The organism is Halorubrum tibetense, from assembly GCF_055396225.1.
In genome coordinates, this window is sequence record NZ_AP043742.1 from 606,940 (window position 1) to 621,266 (window position 14,327).

Sequence of the window (14,327 nt, forward strand, 5' to 3'; positions counted from 1 at the left end):
CGGGCAGGTGGGGCGGGCGATAGTGCCAGGGTAGATGACGGGAGTGCGATAGGCGGAAGCGGGCGTGTTCAACGCCGACCTCGGTTGTCACCGGGAGCCGGATCGTCACTGGGAGCCGGATCGTCACTGGGAGCCGGATCGTCACTGGGAGCCGGATCGTCACTGGGAGCCGGATCGTCACTGGGAGCCGAGTCGTTGGCAGAACCGGGAGCCCGTTCCCGTCGCTCCTCCCGCCCCCGGATCGTGACTGCGACGGCGGCGACGACGGCGAAGAACCCGAGGAGGAACCCGGCCGGCTGGACGACGAGCCGCTGGAGGACTGTCGTCGCCGGCTCGCGGTCGACCGCTCGGGTCCAGAACTCGTAGTGTCGGTCACCGTCAGTGACGACGAGGATCCCGTCGCCGGTCGTCGGCTCCGCCGGGTACGGGAGGGAGTCGACCCGGTCGTCGGGGTCCTCGACGGTGAACCCGCCTTCGGGGGCGTCGCGGGCGCGGTCGAACGCCTCCCGGGCGTCGGGCTCCAAGTCGGCGCGGTCGACCACCTCGGCGTCGGCGGCGATCGCCCCCCGGTCGATCGGCTGGACCGCGTGGGAGTAGCCGGTCGTCGTGTCGTCGAACGCCACCGGGAGGTAGAGCGGGTTCGCCATCAACACCCCGCCGACGACGAGGAGCCCGACCACGAGGGGGAACCGGCGCATATCGGGGGTTCGACCACCACCGGCAAGAGGCTTTCCGCCGCGGGTCGGGGACGATCACGACCGGAGCCGGTGACGATCTCACCGACTAGAAGCCAGGACCGCCACACGGATTCACCGCGTGCCCGCTGGCGCTCGGAACGCATATGCGACGGGAAGCCGGGATCCGATCCATGGCCGCGGAGCTCGACACCCCAGTGTTGGACAACCACATGCACCTCGACCCGCGTCACGGTCGCGGGATGGACGCCGTCGAGGAGTTCGTTCGACTCGGCGGCACGCACCTGCTCGTCGTCAACAAACCCTCCTGGCACCTCGGCGTTGAGGCTGACGACCCCGCCGACTTCCGGGCGGTGTTCGAGGAGACGCTCGGGGCGGTCACCGACGCGACCGAGCTGCTCCCGGGCCGTGCCTGGCCCGTGCTCGGCGTCCATCCCGGCCTGATCAGTCGGCTCGTCGACGAGCGAGGGTTCGACCCCGACGCGGCCCGGGAGCTGATGGCCGGCGGGATCGAGGTCGCAAGCGAGTACGTCGCCGATGGCCGCGCGCTCGCGTTGAAATCGGGTCGCCCCCATTACGACGTGACCGAGGCGGTGTGGGAGGCGTCGAACGCGGTGACTCGGACCGCCTTCGAGCGCGCGGCCGAAGTCGGCTGTGCGGTCCAGCTACACACCGAGGCGAGCGAGGACCTGACCGATCTCGCGGCGCTCGCGGAGTCGGTCGGCCTCGACCGCGGTCGCGTCGTGAAACACTACGCGGCCGGGCGGCTGGAGGGTCCGGTCCCGAGCGTGATGAGCGAGAAGGACCGCCTCGAACGCGCCGCCGACACGGGAGCGCCGTTCCTGATGGAGACGGACTTCGTCGACGACCCGGAGAAGCCGGGGATGGTGCTCGGCCCGAAAACCGTTCCCCGACGGGTCCGCTGGCTGCTGGAGGAGGGGTACGACGACGCCGTCCGCCGAGCGCACGTAGAGACGCCCGCGGCGGCCTACGGGATCGATACGGAGGCGACGCTGACGGAGTGATGCTGACGGCGTGGCGCTAACGGAGGCGACGCTGACGGAGTAACGAACCCCCCAAAGAGTCTTGCACTCGGCACGGGAGGCCGGAGACATGGAGCTACGCCGGATCGAAGACCGGAGCGACGTCCGCGGAGTGATCCGGGCACACGGCCGCGCCTGGCGCGCGGCGTACGACGGGATCCTCCCGCCGGACGTACTGGAGCGCCAGCCGATCGATCCGGACCCGGAGACCGTCGACGGGTGGGAGGCCGGGCTCCGCGAGAACCGCGAGGGCGTCCGCATCGCGGTCGACGACGGGAGGGTGTGCGGGTTCGTCGACCTCCGCTGGGGGGACGCGGAGACGAAGCCGTTCGTCGGCGAGGGCGAGGCAGACCTGAAAGCGATCTACGTCGACCCCGACCGGTGGGGGGAGGGGATCGGGACCAGCCTACTGGAGCGTGGACTAACGCTCCTCCCCGACGCCGTCGACGTCGTCCGGTTGGAGGCGTTCGCCGACAACGACGTGGGCGCGCGGTTCTACGAACGGCGCGGGTTCGAGGCGACGGGACGCGGGAGCCACGAGGTCGTCGGCGAGTCGTACCCGACGACGATCTACTCGCGAGCGGTCGACCGGTAGACCGGTCGGTTAGCGGGCGTAACCGACACCCGATCCACCGCGAGCGTAGAAAAGGAACGACTCAGGCGTCGCCGTCGGACTGGAACGGCTCGCCGACCGCTCGACGCGGGAGCAGGCTCAACAGTTCCGTCCGCAGCTCCTCGACCGAGGCCAGCCGCGTCGCGGTCGAATCGCCGACCGTCTCGCCGAGGTTCACCTCGCCGTCGGCCAGCTGTATCGTCACGTCGCCACAGTCGTGTTCGACTTCGGCGGGGGTGATGGGGTACTCCAGCGTGGAGAGGACGGTGTCGACCCGGTTCAGCTCGACTTTGCGTGTCATACCGACTCAACGCGTCCCGAGTGTATGAAGCTGCGCACGAACCGATGCGCACGAACGAGGCGTCCGAGGGGATCCGCATAGGCGTCCGAACGAATGCGCTCGAACGTCGGGACGGGCGGACCCAGGCGTCGGGACGGAGTCCCGGGACGTTTATACGCGGCGGCGGTCGACGGCCGACATCGAATGGCGGAGCCGATCCTCAAGTGGGCCGGCGGCAAACGGCAGCTGCTCGACGCGCTGTACGCCCGGTTCCCCGAGTCGTACGACCGGTACCACGAACCGTTCGTCGGCGGCGGCGCGCTCTTCTTCGATCTGGAGCCCGACGCCGCCACGATCAACGACGCGAACCCGCGGCTCGTCTCGCTGTACGAGACGGTTCGCGACGATCCGGAGGGACTCATCGACCGGTTGGAGCGGTTCGACGACCCCGACGCCGACCCCGACCCGTCGCTCCCGTACGCCGAGACGACCCAACGCGGCCGCGACGTTGACGCCTACTACTACCAGCAGCGCGCGCGGTTCAACGACCGTCCGTACACCGGGTCGTTCGATCCGCTAGAAGAGGCCGCCCTGTTCGTCTACCTCAATCGGACCTGCTACAACGGGCTCTACCGCGAGAACGCCGACGGAGGGTTCAACGTCCCGATCGGCCGGTACGCGAACCCGGACTGGGTGCACCGCGACCGGATCCGCCGCGCGAGCGAGGCGCTCGCCGACGTCGAGATCCGCAACGGCGATTTCGCGTACGTGCTCGACGCGGCCGACCCCGGCGACCTCGTCTACTTCGACCCCCCGTACGAGCCGTTGAGCCCGACCGCGGACTTCACGGAGTACAGCGCCGAGGGGTTCGATCGGGACGACCAGCGGCGGCTGCTCGACGCCGCGACGACGCTGGTCGACCGCGGCGTCCACGTCGTCCTGAGCAACAGCGGCGTGATGTACGAACCGTACACCGAGGCGGGGCTCGACGTCGACACGGTGGACGCGGTCCGCGCGATCAACAGCGACGCCGACAACCGCGACGCCGTCGACGAGGTGATCGCGACGAGCGTCCCGGCGTCCGAGCGGCGCGGCGACGACCAGCGCTCCCTGTCGACGTTCACCGAAGAGTGATCGCTAGGTGGGGCTCACGGAGGAGTGATCGCTAGGTGGGGCTCACGGAGGAGTGATCGCGGGGCGAGGGCCTGACCGTGATCGCCACGGCGGGTTCCGTCGGGCTTTTTGAGCTCCCCCGCCGTCGGACCTTCCATGACCGCACACGATATCGATCTCGTCCTCGCCCCGGTCGACGGGAGCGAGGCCTCCCACGAGGCGGTCGAGTACGCGATCGCGATCGCGGGCGAGTACGACGCGCGAGTCCATGCCCTCTACGTCCTCGACGAGGACGTCGTTCGTTCGCTGGAGTCCGGCGAGCTCGACGAGGCGGACGTCGCCGACGACACGCAGTCGTTCACCGATTCGGTCGCGCGCCGAGCGGAGGCGGCCGGGGTCGCCCACAGCAACTCCATCGCGTACGGGTTCTCGACGAAAGTGAAAACGGTCCACCCGGGGAGCGTCGTGCTCGACACGGCCGAAGAGATCGCGGCCGACTTCATCGTCGTCCCCCGCGAACCGATCACGGGCGAACCCGGCGCGGTGCTCGAGAAGGCCGCGGAGTACGTCCTCCTGTACGCGAGCCAGCCCGTGCTTTCGGTGTGAGCTCGCGGGTAGCCGGGCGGGCGGCGGATCGAAGGGATCGAACGGATCGAAGGGATCGAACGGGTAGGGCACTGTCGCCCGCCGCGACCCGAAACGCTTTCACGCCGAGCGGCCCGTCGATTCGGTGATGCTCGACGGCCTCCCGTTGGTTCCCGACGGAACGGCGATCCCTCCGCTGCCGTACCTCGTCGCGGTGCTCCTCGCGGCAGTGAGTGTCGCCGTTGCGGTCCGCCGGCAGCGACCCCGCGTCACCGGCCGACACGTCCTCGCACTCGTGCCCTGGATCGCGCTCGGCGCGGGATTTCACGTGCTGTACGTCGTCGACGCCCTCCCGCCTTTTGTCGCCCCGCTCGGCGGATCGCCGACCGTGTATCTCGTCGTCGGGACGCTCGCCGCCGCGGTGTGGGTCGTCGCCGACGCCGCCGCGTCGACGGGACGGCGGACGGCGGTCGGCGAGGTCGACGGGGCCGACGCGGCCGACTCGCTCGTGGCCCCCGATCGCGTCCCGGGCGTCCTCGCGGTCGCCGGAGCGGCCCTCCTCGTTCCGACGCTCGTCGCGGCGGGTGGCGGCGGCGTCTCGACGGCCGGCGTCCGGTGGTCGGCCGTGGCACTCGTCCTGTCGGTTCCGGTCACGGGTGCCGTGTGGTGGGTGCTCGGACGGATCAGTCCCGAAGCCGGGGTGACCGGGGGAGTCGGCGTGCTCGCCGTGTTCGGGCACGCGCTCGACGGGGTCTCGACGGCCGTCGGCGTGACACAGCTCGGGTTCGGCGAGCGAACGCCGCTCTCCAGAGCGATCCTCGAACTCGGCGGGCTCCCCTCTCTCCCGGTGGTCGGGGAGGGGTGGGCGTTCCTCCTGCTCAAACTAGCGGTGGCGGGCCTCCTCGTTCACGTCTTCGGGCCGTACGTCCGTGAGGAGCCGGGTGAAGGGCTGTTGCTGTTGGGGTTCGTCGCTGCAGTTGGGCTCGGGCCGGCCGTCCACAACCTGGTGTTGTTCTCCGTCGCCGCGTAACGGGAGTCGTTCGCTCCGGGAACCGGTCGTCGCTCAGTCCTCTTCAACGACCTCGGGGTCCTCGATGGCCGACTGCAGGGAGTCGAGCCCGTTGACCCACTCGGAGACGAGTCCGTACTCCATCTCCTCGACGAGCTCGATATCGAGCCGTTCGCCGTCGATGACGCGGGTGCCAGCCTGCACGACGTAGCCGAGCGCGGCGTCGAGGTCCTCCTCGGCCTCGGCGTCGGCCGCGGCCCGGACGAACTCCGTAACGTCGCCGTCGACGACGCCGCCGACGACGTACTCCTCGGCGGCGTAGAAGACGGGAACGAGCGAGGTCTGGACGCCGTCGATGAGCATCTCCTTGTCCTCGTCGTCCAGCGCGACCTCGGCGAGGACGATATCGCTCACTGACCGGATCTCCTCGACCGCGCGCTCCTCGTCGATCCGGTCCTCCTCTAGCGCGGCGAGAACCTTCGCGACCGCGATGGCCGCATCGTCCTGTAAGTTCAACAGGAGCCGCGCTGCGTCCTCGTTTTCGGGGTCGAGCTCTTCCTCGGCTACCCTGTCGAGCCAGTTCTGCCACCGCTCCTCGGAGTAGAACGTCTCGACGGACTCGTCCTCGGTCATACCCCATACCTTACTCGGACTACTCAAAGGCCTTTCTTATCACTCCCCCGCGAGAGACGCCGTCACACCGGGGCGATAGCGACTTATCGGCTCCCACCGATCCACGGGTATGAACCCGGACCCCGAACCGATAACGAGCGTCGGGATCGACGTCGGGACGACGACCACGCAGGTCGTGGTGAGCCGACTTCGGGTGTCGTCGCCGACGCACGACGGCGCGGCCGCACCCGAGATCCGCGACCGCGAAGTCGTCTACCGGGGACGGGTCCACGAGACCCCCCTCGTCGACGCCGCGACCGTGGACATCGACGGCGTGGCGGGGATCGTCGTCGACGCCTTCGCGTCGGCCGGGATCGATCCCGGAGACGTGGACACGGGAGCGGTGATCGTGACCGGGGAGGCGGCCAAGCGGCGGAACGCCGAACCGCTCGTCCGCCGGATCGCGGACGACGCCGGCGAGTTCGTGGCCGCGGCCGCCGGCGGAGCCCTAGAGGCGGTCCTCGCCGGCCGCGGGTCGGGTGCGGCCGACCATGCGGCCCGGACCGGGCGGGTCGTCGCCAACGTCGACGTCGGCGGCGGGACGACCAACGTCGCCGTGTTCGCCGGCGACACGCTCGTCGACACCCGCGTTATCGACGTGGGGGCGCGGATCGTCCGAGTCGAGGGGCGGGCGAGGGCGAACGTGGGCGGGGATAGCGGGGAGGCGGACGTGGACGACGGTGCGGGCGACGGCGACGACGGCGCGAATGCGGCCGACGACGGCGAGCGAACGAGGTCGGACACGAGCCGGATATCCCACCTCTCGCCGGCCGCCGAGCGGCTGATCGCGGTCGACGGGCTCGACGTCGCCGTCGGCGGTCCCGCGACCCCGTCCGGACTCCAATCGCTCGCCGACGCCGCCGCGGCCGCCATCGCCGACGCGCTCGTCGGGCCGCCGTTCGACGACGTGGTCGAGTCGCTCGCGATCGGTCCGCTCCCGGAGCGCCCGGTCCGTCTCGACGACGTCGTCCTCACGGGCGGCGTGGGATCGCTGGCGAACACCGTTGACGACCGGAGCGTCGATACCTTCCGTTTCGACGATCTCGGGCCGCTGTTGGCGGCGTCGCTTCGGCGAACGCTCCGCGGGCACGCCGACCTCCCCGACCGGCCGCTGACGCTCTCGGAGGACCTACGGGCGACCGTCGTCGGGGTCGGCACCGAATCGACCACGTTCAGCGGGCGGACCGTCTGGCTTCCGACCGACCGGCTCCCGCTGCGTGACGTGCCGGTCGTCGTGGTGGATCCACCGGGGGCGACCCGCTCATCGGAGTCGCCGGAGCCGCCGGAGGCTCCCCGTAACCGTTTCGAACGGGCGATCGGGTCCGCTCGGGCGCTCTACGACGTTGACGACGTGTCCGGGCTCGCGCTGTACCTCCCGGAGGTCGGCTCGCTCGCGTACGACGACCTCGGGGAGACGGCGGACGGGATCGCGGCCGCGCTTCGCTCGCTCGACCGATCGACGGCACGGTCGGTGCCGGTCGTGGTCGTTACCCGGGAGAACTGCGCGAACGTGCTCGGACAGCTCCTCGCCGCCCGCTTGGACGAGCCGGTGCCCGTGATCGACGAACTCCGCCTGCGGGCGGGCGTGCGGTTGGACGTCGGGAAGCCGTTCGCGGGGCGCGAAGCCGTCCCCGTCGTCGTCAAGACGCTCGCGTTCGGCGGCTGACTCCGTCGTTCGCCTCGCCCGTTCCGCCGTCTTCCGTTCCCCTCTCCTCGACGCTACTTCTGGAAGTCACGGTCGTCCTCACGGAGGTCGAGCCCGCTCGCCTCCTGCTCGCACATCTCCGCCAGCAGGTCCGCGATCGCGGCACCGGCCTCGGCGGCGGGAAGCCCCCCGTCGTGGATGTTCGAGATCACGGACTTGCGCGCGGTCGGCGTCCCTCGCTCGGGGCCGTACACCATGTAGGCGCTGAGGCTCTCGGCGGTGCGGAGCCCCGGCCGCTCCCCGATGAGGATCACACAGCAGTCGGCGTCGAGCACCTCGCCGATGGCGTCCATCACGTCGACACGGCCGAACTCGACGAACACCGGCGTGCCGACGTCGAGGTCACGCGCCGCCAACCCGTCGAGCAGCGCCGGCAGGAGGTCCGGGAGGTTCGCCTCGACGGCCGTCGAACTCAGCCCGTCGCTGGCGATCAGCTGGACCTGCGGGCCGACCCGGCACCGTTCGCGGAGGTAGTCGGCGGTCTCGTCGTCGATCTCCCGGCCGAGGTCCGGACGCGCCAGGAACTGCTCGTGGTCCTCGACGAGGGTGCGAACGGAGACGAGTCCCAGCTCGTCGATCACACCCTCGTCGACCCGGCTCGTGACCGCGTCGCGGGCCACCCCGTGGTCCTCGCGGAACCGGAGGAGGGTGTCCGTCGTCGGACGCGGCCCCGCGCGCCCGACGCCGAGCCGTGACGGGCTCCGTGAGACGATCCGATCGAGCGCGTCCGCGTCGACCGGATCCCTCACTCCTACTCTCGGCGGGTCCGGGCGATCCGGATCGTGGTCCCGTCGATCCGGGTCCGCTCCGCCGTTCGCTCCCGTTCCTCCGTCGGTTAGGGGCTCCGTGTCTTTCGTGGCGTCAGTCTCGATCGTGGCGTCGGTGTCGGAGTCTCCGCCGGCGTCGTTCCGGCTCATCAGTAGAACCTCGTCGGGTCGCCGGCGCGTTCGGTCAGCTGCCCGTCCGCCCAGATCCCGACGTCGGCGAGCCACTCGCGGAACTCCGGCGCGGGCCCCAGATCGAACACCTCCCACAGCGCGGCGGCATCGTGGTAGCTGTTGGACTGATAGTTCAACATCACGTCGTCACCCATCGGGACCGTGATGAAGAAGTTCGCGCCCGCGGCGGCGAGAAGGACCGCGAGGTTCTCGATGTCGTTCTGGTCGGCCTGAATGTGGTTCGTGTAACAGGCGTCGATCCCCATCGGGATCCCGTGAAGCTGGCCCATGAACACGTCCTCCAGCCCGGCGCGGATCACCTGCCGGCCGTCGTAGAGATACTCCGGGCCGATGAAGCCGACGACGGTGTTGACGAGGAACGGGTCGTACCGCTTCGCGAGGCCGTAACACCGGGCTTCAAGCGTGAGCTGGTCGACGTCCTCGTGCGCGTCGCCGGAGAGCTCCGACCCCTGTCCCGTCTCGAAGTAGGTGACGTTCGGCCCCGACGCGGTCGACCGTCGCTGGGCGAGCTCGTGCGCCTCGTCGAGGAGGTCGACGTCGACGCCGAACTCGTCGTTTCCCGCCGCCGTCCCGGCGAGGCTCTGAAACAGCAGGTCCGCCGGCGCGCCGTCACGGATCGCCTCCATCTGTGTCGTGACGTGCGCGAGACAGCAGTTCTGAGTGGGGATAGACCACTCTTCGATGAACTCGTGGGTCGCCTCCAGGACGTCGGTAACCGTCCCGACACCGTCCTCGACCGGGTTGATCCCGATCACGGCGTCGCCGACGCCGTAGGAGAGCCCTTCACGGGTGGAATCGAGGATCCGGTCGACGTCGTCCGCGGGGTCGTTGGGCTGGAGCCGGAACGAGAGCGAGCCGTCGGTGCCGACGGTGTTGTTACACCGCGCGGTCACCGTCATCTTCGACGTGGCCAACACCAGGTCCACGTTGGTCATGACCTTCGTGACGGCCGCGATCATCTCGCTCGTGAGCCCCGGGCGGATCGCCTTGATCTCCCGGTCGGTCGTCGCCCCGTCGACGAGGAACTCCCGTAACTCCGCCACCGTCCAGTCGCGGATCCGGTCGTAGATGGGCTCGCGAACCGCGTCCTGTATGACGCGGGTCACCTCGTCGTCCTCGTAGGGGACCACCGGGTTCTCACGGAGCGTTTCCAGCCTGGTTTCCGCGAGGGCCCGTTTGGCCGCGACGCGTTCGGACTCGGAGCCGGCGGCGACCCCCGCGAGCTGATCGCCGGTTTTCTCCTCGTTCGCCTTGGCCAACACCTCCCGTATCGAGTCGAAGCCACGGGCGGACCCGGGATCGACGGTGTGTTGTGACATACTGTCTCCTACCGGCCCGCTCGACGCCGAGGGAATTGAAACTTTGCTACTTGTTACCAAACCCCGTTTGTGATACTACAACAGCGATTGTTCTCAGTCGGGTCGGACGCCCGCTCTCGGTCGGGTCAGATCTCTCCTCTCGGCCGGATCAGACGCCCCCGTCCTCACGGTAGCGGTCGGGCACGTACGGGAGGACCGGATCGGGGAGGAGCCGGACCACCCGCGGGGCCAGCGCCGCGAGCGGGCGTCGGAGGAGGGTGTAGCCGAGCGCGACTGCCAGCGTTCCGGCGACGAGGAGCCACAGCCGACCAGTGAGGACGACGAGCAGCGGGACCGCCAGCGCCGCCGACAGCGCGAGGTCCTCGACCGCGCCGTCGTAGCGGACGAGTCGACGGGGACGGACCCACGCCCCGTGGTAGTGGCTGTACACCGCCCGGTCGGAGTTCCTCTCCCAGGGCCGCAGCTCCAACCCCGCGCCGAGCACGTCGGCGGCGGTGTGGCACGCCGCGCCGAGGAGGAAGAACGCGAGCGCGACCGTGGCCGTCGACGGGACTGTCGCCGCGAGCGGAACCGCGATCACCGCCGCAACGGCGTAGTACACCGGATAGTGAAGCGTCTTGCGGTGGCCGGCGTACAGGTCCAGGTCCGGGAACATCCCCCCGAGAAATCCGGCGACGAAGCCGACGGGGGCGAGCTCCGGGTTCACGGCCCACAGCGGGAGCGCGAGCGCCATCCCAGCGAGCACGTGGGTCGGAAGCATCATCGTATCGGAACGAAAGCGACAGAAAGGCTTGAACGTATCGCCCAAGTATATAAACACGGGCTGAACGCCGCCGTGTCGCGAGCGAGCTGGTATCACTGATCGGCGGTCGGCGCGTGTCACCGATCGGCGTCCGGTCCGAGTTCATCGATCGCCCGAGCGAGTGCGAGGGTAGCGGCGACGGCGAGGAGTTCGACACCTTATAAGTGAACTCACGACCGCTCTCGACACCTTATAAATGAACTCACGACCGCTCTCGACACCTTATAAATGAACTCACGACCGCTCTCGACACCTTATAAGCGACAACGACACCGGTCACAGGAACCGTTCCAGACTTAGGTCCCACGGGAGGAACTGGAGCGCCTCTAACAGCCCGTTGGCGACGGCAACGAGCAGCACCATATATAAGCCGTTGCCGAGCGCCGACAGCAGGACGAACCGCCGCTGCGGGTAGTCGCTCAGGCCGGCGGGGACGGTCATCAACCCTCGGAACCCCGGCGTCGCGTTGGAGAGCCAGATCGCGTGGCCGCCGAACCGGTCGAACCAGCCGTCTATCACTGCCATCCGTCGCTCGCCGATCCGGCCTTTCACCACGGTGGGTACGCGGTCGAGGTACGGAACGAGCCGGGCGACCCCGCTGTCCGGGTCGGTTTTCCCGCTGAACCCGCGATACAACACCAGCTGCCCGGCCGTCGCCGATACGACACAGAGCGCGGCGACGACCGCCGTGAGCGCGAGCCCGGGTTCCGAGACGACGACGTAGAGGAGGAACAACACCGACGGGTGGAGCAGCTTCCCGACCAACAGCCCCTCGACGAAGTAGAGCCCGACGAGTAACGGGGAGCCGACCGTGATCACCAGCCCGCCGAGCGTCGTGTCGGGATCCATGTCAAGCGCGCCTCGCTACCGTACCGACGGCGGTACACGAATTAGTCCCGGCGATCCGCACCCGCCGTCCCGGACCAGTATACCTATCCGCGTATACCCCCTCTCGTGTAGCGATGGGTGCTTCCGACGGTCTCGCGGCGTACTTCGGGCGGTCACGGCGAAACGCGGTCCTCTCCTGGCTACTCGTCGCCGTGTTGACCGTGACGATCGTCGCCGGCGCGTTCCTCGACCGTCGCGAACCGGTGCTGTTCAGCGTCGTGGCGATCGCCGTCGTCGCCGCACCGGCGATCAAGTTCCGAGACCCCGCCGTGGTCCCCCCGTGGTACTTCGTCGGCCTCGTGTGCTTACCCGTGTTGTGGGAGGCGTTCGCACCGGCACCGCCCACGACTGGCTTCGTCTCCAGCCTCGCGGTCGCGACGCTCGGGCTGTTGATGACCGTCGAGCTCGACCGTTTCACGCCCCTGCGGCTCGTCCCGTGGTTCGCGGTCGTCCTGACCGTTCTCCTGACGCTCGCGATGTCCGGGCTGTTGAACGTCCTCCGCTGGAGCTCCGACGTCGTCTTGGGGACCACGTACCTCCTCGACGGGCGGTCACAGGACGCCGTAAACGCCGCCGTGATGGTCGAGTTCGTCTACGCGACGGTCGCGGGGCTGGTCGCGGGAGTAGTGTTCTACCTGTACTTCGAGCGGGCCGGTCGCGGGGGCACGACTCCCGCCGGTCCGTCGAGTTCGACGGGAACTCAGTCGACCGCGGCGGGAAGAGACGGATCGGTCCCCTCCCGAGCACTCGGCGAGCCTGACGCGGTCGGGGAGGCCGACACGGTCGAGAACGCCACGGGCGTCGTTTTGAGCGACCGGCTGGGGATCGCGACACGGCGGCAGGTCCAGCTCGTCCGGTTCATGCAGGTCGTGCTGGCCGGGCTGTTCGTGTACGGCCTCTGGTCGCGGCAGATCGCCGTGGTGACGAACGCCGCGCTCGGGCTCGGGATCACGTTCCTTCCCGCTATCTTGGAGCGCGACTACGAGGTCGCCATCGAGCCCGGGCTCGTGTTGTGGGTGACGCTCGCCGTCTTCTTACACGCGCTCGGGACGGCGGGGTTGTACGACGCGATCTCGACGTGGGACCATCTGACACACACGCTGTCGGCCACGGTCGTCGCGGCGACGGGCTACGCGGCGCTGCGGGCGATCCACCTCCACAGCGACACGATACACCTGCCGCGGTGGGCGTTGTTCTCGTGTCTGCTCGTGTTCATGCTGGCGATGAGCGTGATCTGGGAGATATTCGAGTTCGTCGTCGACCAGGGGGCGCTCCGCCTCGACATGGAGCCGATCCTCGCACAACACGGTATCAACGACACGATCGTCGACATGATATTCAACCTGGTCGGGTCGGTGATCGTCGCGACCTGGGGGACGGTGTATCTCACCGAGATCTCGGAGTCGCTCGCGCGCACCCTCGAAAGGCAGCTCGGAACTGCCGACTGATCGAGATCGGCACCGTCGAGGGGTCGGATTCCGGACCGAAGAGCGATCGAACCCGAGTCGATAGCGATGGCGACGACACGGATCGCGCCGCCGCCGCCGATAGCGACGACGACGCCGATAGCGACGACGACGCCGATAGCGACGACGACGGCGCTGGGTCACCGCTATCGCATCCCGATCCCGGAGTAGCCGCAGGCGTCACACGAGAGCGTCTCGCTGGCCCCGAACGTGTACGCCGACAGCGACGCGCCACAGCGCGGACACGGGTCGCCGGCCGCCAACGGCGGGTCGTATCGAACGTCCGCGACCACGACTCGAACGAGCAACTCCGCGTTCGCCGACTCGTCGACCGCCCCGCCCCAGATGACGTTCGCGTCCGCGCCGATCCGGTCGCGGACCCGCCCGATCACGTCCGTCGCGGCGGTGATGCTCGTGTCGGGGTCGACGACCACGTCGACGAGGACTGCGCTCGCGGCCGTCGGATCCACCCCGGTCGGAAGCCGGTCGAAGGCGGCGGCGACCGCGGACTCGGGCGTGTCGCGGGCGGCGGTGCCGACGCCCACCGCGGCGACACCGGACGACAGGACGGTCCGCGCGTCCGTCAGGTCGAGGTTGACGAACCCCGGCTCCTGGACGGCGGCGAGGAACGCGTGGATCGCGTCGCCGACGTGGGATACGGGGTCGCTGTCGGCGGTATCGACTGCGTCGGCCGCGTCGGCCGAACCGGCGAGCAGGACGCCGTCGACGGCACGGCTGAGCGCGGCGAGCGATTCCGGGTCGACCGCACCGCTCGGAACGACGGCGACGACGAACGCCCCGGTCGCGGCGAGCGCCCGCAACGGTTCGCGGCTCTCCGACGCCCGGTCGGGATCGACGGCGACCACGACGGCCGCGACAGCCGGGGGATCGGCAGGATCCGGGTCCAAGGACCCGAGGTCGGCGGGGTCCGAGTTCGAGGGATCCGGGTCAGCGGGGTCCGGGTCCGAGTTCGGGGGATCCGGGTCAGCGGGGTCCGAGTTCGAGCCGGGCGTCCCGCCGAGCACGTTTTCGACCGTCGTCACCCGAGCTCCCGGGAACCGACGCGACGCGAGGGCGTCCGCGTACGCGCCGGTCCCACAGACGACGACGGAGCCGTCGAGCGCCGCGGCGGTCCGTGCGAGCTCCTCCCCTCGGGCCATACGCGGTCCGATTTCGGC

Annotated in this window: 16 protein-coding genes; 8 read left to right on the plus strand and 8 right to left on the minus strand. The window is 69.5% G+C overall.

Translation table 11 applies throughout. From position 1 onward, the window contains the following. Positions 1-68: 68 nt before the first annotated feature. A complete protein-coding gene (locus ACZ5TV_RS03025) occupies positions 69-698 on the minus strand; it encodes a DUF7979 domain-containing protein (protein ID WP_379781809.1) in 630 nt (209 codons plus the stop codon). A 170-nt stretch (positions 699-868) separates the two neighbouring features. On the opposite strand from ACZ5TV_RS03025, the gene ACZ5TV_RS03030 reads away from it, so the two are divergent. Together ACZ5TV_RS03030 and ACZ5TV_RS03035 are read left to right on the plus strand one after the other, a co-directional pair. Beyond that, entirely contained in the window at positions 869-1,720 is an 852-nt protein-coding gene (locus ACZ5TV_RS03030) for a TatD family hydrolase (protein WP_379781811.1), read from the plus strand. Positions 1,721-1,808: 88 nt separating this feature from the next. After that, on the plus strand, positions 1,809-2,333 hold the full coding sequence (locus ACZ5TV_RS03035; RefSeq protein ID WP_379781813.1) for a GNAT family N-acetyltransferase: 525 nt from the start codon (positions 1,809-1,811) through the stop codon (positions 2,331-2,333). A 61-nt stretch (positions 2,334-2,394) separates the two neighbouring features. Here the strand turns inward: ACZ5TV_RS03035 and ACZ5TV_RS03040 are convergent, their stop codons facing one another. Then, complete coding sequence (locus ACZ5TV_RS03040; protein WP_379781815.1) at positions 2,395-2,652, minus strand: DUF5789 family protein; 258 nt, start codon at positions 2,650-2,652, stop codon at positions 2,395-2,397. Positions 2,653-2,835: 183 nt separating this feature from the next. On the opposite strand from ACZ5TV_RS03040, the gene ACZ5TV_RS03045 reads away from it, so the two are divergent. From ACZ5TV_RS03045 to ACZ5TV_RS03055, 3 genes are all read left to right on the plus strand, one after another. Further along, positions 2,836-3,765, plus strand: coding sequence for a DNA adenine methylase (locus ACZ5TV_RS03045; protein WP_379781817.1), 930 nt, complete (start codon positions 2,836-2,838; stop codon positions 3,763-3,765). Between the two features lie 135 nt (positions 3,766-3,900). Further along, a complete protein-coding gene (locus tag ACZ5TV_RS03050) occupies positions 3,901-4,350 on the plus strand; it encodes a universal stress protein (protein WP_379781819.1) in 450 nt (149 codons plus the stop codon). Positions 4,351-4,477: 127 nt separating this feature from the next. Next, positions 4,478-5,359 (plus strand): DUF63 family protein, encoded by an 882-nt coding sequence (locus ACZ5TV_RS03055; RefSeq protein ID WP_464384086.1) that lies wholly within the window; start codon positions 4,478-4,480, stop codon positions 5,357-5,359. Positions 5,360-5,392: 33 nt separating this feature from the next. Here ACZ5TV_RS03055 and ACZ5TV_RS03060 read toward each other — a convergent pair whose 3' ends face one another. After that, positions 5,393-5,971: a DUF2150 family protein gene (locus ACZ5TV_RS03060; RefSeq protein WP_379783687.1), complete on the minus strand. Its 579-nt coding sequence runs from the start codon at positions 5,969-5,971 to the stop codon at positions 5,393-5,395. Between the two features lie 109 nt (positions 5,972-6,080). Between ACZ5TV_RS03060 and ACZ5TV_RS03065 the strand changes: the two genes are divergently transcribed. Further along, positions 6,081-7,676: an ethanolamine ammonia-lyase reactivating factor EutA gene (locus ACZ5TV_RS03065; protein WP_464384087.1), complete on the plus strand. Its 1,596-nt coding sequence runs from the start codon at positions 6,081-6,083 to the stop codon at positions 7,674-7,676. A 53-nt stretch (positions 7,677-7,729) separates the two neighbouring features. On the opposite strand, the gene eutC is transcribed toward ACZ5TV_RS03065, so the two are convergent. The 4 genes from eutC to ACZ5TV_RS03085 all read right to left on the minus strand — a co-directional run bounded on the left by eutC (position 7,730) and on the right by ACZ5TV_RS03085 (position 11,644). After that, a complete protein-coding gene (eutC, locus tag ACZ5TV_RS03070) occupies positions 7,730-8,632 on the minus strand; it encodes an ethanolamine ammonia-lyase subunit EutC (protein WP_379781503.1) in 903 nt (300 codons plus the stop codon). After that, entirely contained in the window at positions 8,632-9,993 is a 1,362-nt protein-coding gene (locus ACZ5TV_RS03075; protein WP_379781501.1) for an ethanolamine ammonia-lyase subunit EutB, read from the minus strand. The genes eutC and ACZ5TV_RS03075 overlap by 1 nt, the downstream gene beginning before the upstream one ends. 148 nt (positions 9,994-10,141) lie before the next feature. Continuing rightward, entirely contained in the window at positions 10,142-10,756 is a 615-nt protein-coding gene (locus ACZ5TV_RS03080) for a metal-dependent hydrolase (RefSeq protein ID WP_379781499.1), read from the minus strand. 315 nt (positions 10,757-11,071) lie between these two features. After that, positions 11,072-11,644, minus strand: coding sequence for a DedA family protein (locus ACZ5TV_RS03085; RefSeq protein ID WP_379781497.1), 573 nt, complete (start codon positions 11,642-11,644; stop codon positions 11,072-11,074). Between the two features lie 113 nt (positions 11,645-11,757). Between ACZ5TV_RS03085 and ACZ5TV_RS03090 the strand changes: the two genes are divergently transcribed. Together ACZ5TV_RS03090 and ACZ5TV_RS03095 are read left to right on the plus strand one after the other, a co-directional pair. Continuing rightward, positions 11,758-13,131, plus strand: a complete 1,374-nt coding sequence (locus ACZ5TV_RS03090; protein WP_379781494.1) for a DUF2238 domain-containing protein — start codon at positions 11,758-11,760, stop codon at positions 13,129-13,131. A gap of 66 nt (positions 13,132-13,197) precedes the next feature. Further along, on the plus strand, positions 13,198-13,320 hold the full coding sequence (locus tag ACZ5TV_RS03095) for a hypothetical protein (protein ID WP_379781492.1): 123 nt from the start codon (positions 13,198-13,200) through the stop codon (positions 13,318-13,320). Here the strand turns inward: ACZ5TV_RS03095 and ACZ5TV_RS03100 are convergent. Continuing rightward, positions 13,296-14,309 (minus strand): hypothetical protein, encoded by a 1,014-nt coding sequence (locus tag ACZ5TV_RS03100; protein WP_464384088.1) that lies wholly within the window; start codon positions 14,307-14,309, stop codon positions 13,296-13,298. The two genes, ACZ5TV_RS03095 and ACZ5TV_RS03100, sit on opposite strands and share 25 nt — an antisense overlap. Positions 14,310-14,327: the final 18 nt, after the last annotated feature.

Bases quoted from the DNA above. Each gene is read 5' to 3' on its own strand.
- ACZ5TV_RS03025 (WP_379781809.1), bottom strand. From the start codon at position 698: ATGCGCCGGTTCCCCCTCGTGGTCGGGCTCCTCGTCGTCGGCGGGGTG.
- ACZ5TV_RS03030 (WP_379781811.1), top strand. From the start codon at position 869: ATGGCCGCGGAGCTCGACACCCCAGTGTTGGACAACCACATGCACCTC.
- ACZ5TV_RS03035 (WP_379781813.1), top strand. From the start codon at position 1,809: ATGGAGCTACGCCGGATCGAAGACCGGAGCGACGTCCGCGGAGTGATC.
- ACZ5TV_RS03040 (WP_379781815.1), bottom strand. From the start codon at position 2,652: ATGACACGCAAAGTCGAGCTGAACCGGGTCGACACCGTCCTCTCCACG.
- ACZ5TV_RS03045 (WP_379781817.1), top strand. From the start codon at position 2,836: ATGGCGGAGCCGATCCTCAAGTGGGCCGGCGGCAAACGGCAGCTGCTC.
- ACZ5TV_RS03050 (WP_379781819.1), top strand. From the start codon at position 3,901: ATGACCGCACACGATATCGATCTCGTCCTCGCCCCGGTCGACGGGAGC.
- ACZ5TV_RS03055 (WP_464384086.1), top strand. From the start codon at position 4,478: ATGCTCGACGGCCTCCCGTTGGTTCCCGACGGAACGGCGATCCCTCCG.
- ACZ5TV_RS03060 (WP_379783687.1), bottom strand. From the start codon at position 5,971: ATGACCGAGGACGAGTCCGTCGAGACGTTCTACTCCGAGGAGCGGTGG.
- ACZ5TV_RS03065 (WP_464384087.1), top strand. From the start codon at position 6,081: ATGAACCCGGACCCCGAACCGATAACGAGCGTCGGGATCGACGTCGGG.
- eutC (WP_379781503.1), bottom strand. From the start codon at position 8,632: ATGAGCCGGAACGACGCCGGCGGAGACTCCGACACCGACGCCACGATC.
- ACZ5TV_RS03075 (WP_379781501.1), bottom strand. From the start codon at position 9,993: ATGTCACAACACACCGTCGATCCCGGGTCCGCCCGTGGCTTCGACTCG.
- ACZ5TV_RS03080 (WP_379781499.1), bottom strand. From the start codon at position 10,756: ATGATGCTTCCGACCCACGTGCTCGCTGGGATGGCGCTCGCGCTCCCG.
- ACZ5TV_RS03085 (WP_379781497.1), bottom strand. From the start codon at position 11,644: ATGGATCCCGACACGACGCTCGGCGGGCTGGTGATCACGGTCGGCTCC.
- ACZ5TV_RS03090 (WP_379781494.1), top strand. From the start codon at position 11,758: ATGGGTGCTTCCGACGGTCTCGCGGCGTACTTCGGGCGGTCACGGCGA.
- ACZ5TV_RS03095 (WP_379781492.1), top strand. From the start codon at position 13,198: ATGGCGACGACACGGATCGCGCCGCCGCCGCCGATAGCGACGACGACG.
- ACZ5TV_RS03100 (WP_464384088.1), bottom strand. From the start codon at position 14,309: ATGGCCCGAGGGGAGGAGCTCGCACGGACCGCCGCGGCGCTCGACGGC.